General features: G+C 66.2%; 2 protein-coding genes. One reads left to right on the forward strand and one right to left on the reverse strand.

Annotated features, from left to right (window positions below; translation table 11 throughout):
• The first annotated feature begins 505 nt into the window (after window positions 1–505).
• On the forward strand, window positions 506–1087 hold the full coding sequence (locus tag LQV45_RS32425) for a hypothetical protein (protein WP_230011661.1): 582 nt from the start codon (window positions 506–508) through the stop codon (window positions 1085–1087).
• A gap of 96 nt (window positions 1088–1183) precedes the next feature.
• Here the strand turns inward: LQV45_RS32425 and LQV45_RS32430 are convergent.
• On the reverse strand, window positions 1184–1408 hold a 225-nt coding region (locus LQV45_RS32430), incomplete at its 5' end, for an HNH endonuclease signature motif containing protein (protein ID WP_230011664.1).

Here is a 1408-nt window from a genome sequence, read left to right on the forward strand (position 1 = left end):
CCGCCCCCTGTCCCGTGGGCGCTTTCCAGCACATAGAGCATGGTGAGCTCCTCGAGGCGCACGGCACCCGGTTCCGCCGTCGGCGGCGTCGAGACAAACCCGACGATTCCCCCGGGGCCCTCGGCGACGATCGTGGACGTCCCTGCCTCGCGCAGGGTGGCCTCTCACATGCCGATGCGACGTTCGACGCCGAACCACGGGCTGGTGTCGGGGTCGTCGACGAATCGTCCGTATGTCTCGCGCCAGGACGCCGCGTGCACGCGAGCGATCGCTTCGGCGTCGGGAGGGCTGAGGGAGGGGAGAGTCGGGGTACCGGTAGTCCGTGGGTCGTGTGACGAAGGGGCGGGCCGAGAAAGGTGCCCGCGAGGGAGAGCCACGCCGGGGAGCGTAACGGTGTCGTGAATGCGACGTGATTTTGTCGTCACACATGTGGAAACGACGGGCGGGCTACCGGTGGCATTCCGACAGGCAGTTCCTGTCGCGCTAACGTTCGACCGTGGTTCGCATGTTGATCGAGTACGAGTCGGCAATTGATGGTCCCGACGCGGGGCGCAGGTTGGTGGATGTAGTTGGCGACTGGGATGAACCGTTCGTCCTTGCGCTGACGAGGGCCGTCGGCCGGACCAGGGGAGTGTGGCAGGTGTATCGCACCGGCCCCCAGAATGAGGGATCGGTGTGGCGACTAGTCGATGCCGAAGTGACGGTCCGTGCGGTCGCGACTGCAACAGATGGTCGCGTACTCCCCATCGACACGTTCGGTCGTGGACCCGGTCGCCCCGATGACCTCTTGCACGCCTCCGTCAGCGATCTTCTGCCGTTTCTGCGGTACGTGACACCAGTCCGGCTTCGTTTGGAGGCGATCAAGTACGCCCGACAACGGACGCTGGCACGCGATTGGATGGACGCCGGTGGCGGGATTCCCACGATGGAATTGCTGCAAGCGGTGAGCGTCGAGCGCGAGTGGTTGCGCGGCACGTTCGATGTCGTGTTCGGGCTGGATCCCGAGCCGGGCGGGCGGCTTCTCCGCGAGGTCGGGTACCGGAAAGTCAACAACTCCCCTGATACGTGGGTCGATCAACGCGAGTAGCTCCGAACGAAAACAGCATCAGAGAGCGTTAACAAGCGAGTGCACAACGCGCGCCGCACGAGGGACCGCACAGGTCTGACCGGACGCCATCTTCCGTTAGAACGGCGGTGGGTCGGAATCGATGTGCGCCCCCAGCGGAGTGGTCCACGCGAGGTCGCCGGTATCGGGATCGCGGCTGGCGGACCAGCGGCTCTCGTGGCGGACTCGGTGATGGTGGCGGCACGCGGGATCGAGGTTGTCGTCGTCGGTCGCGCCGCCGTCGCTCCACGCGTGCAGATGGTCGAGATCGCACTCCCGGGTCGGGCGGGCGCACCCGGGAAA

It is taken from the genome of Microbacterium sp. Bi128, assembly GCF_918698205.1.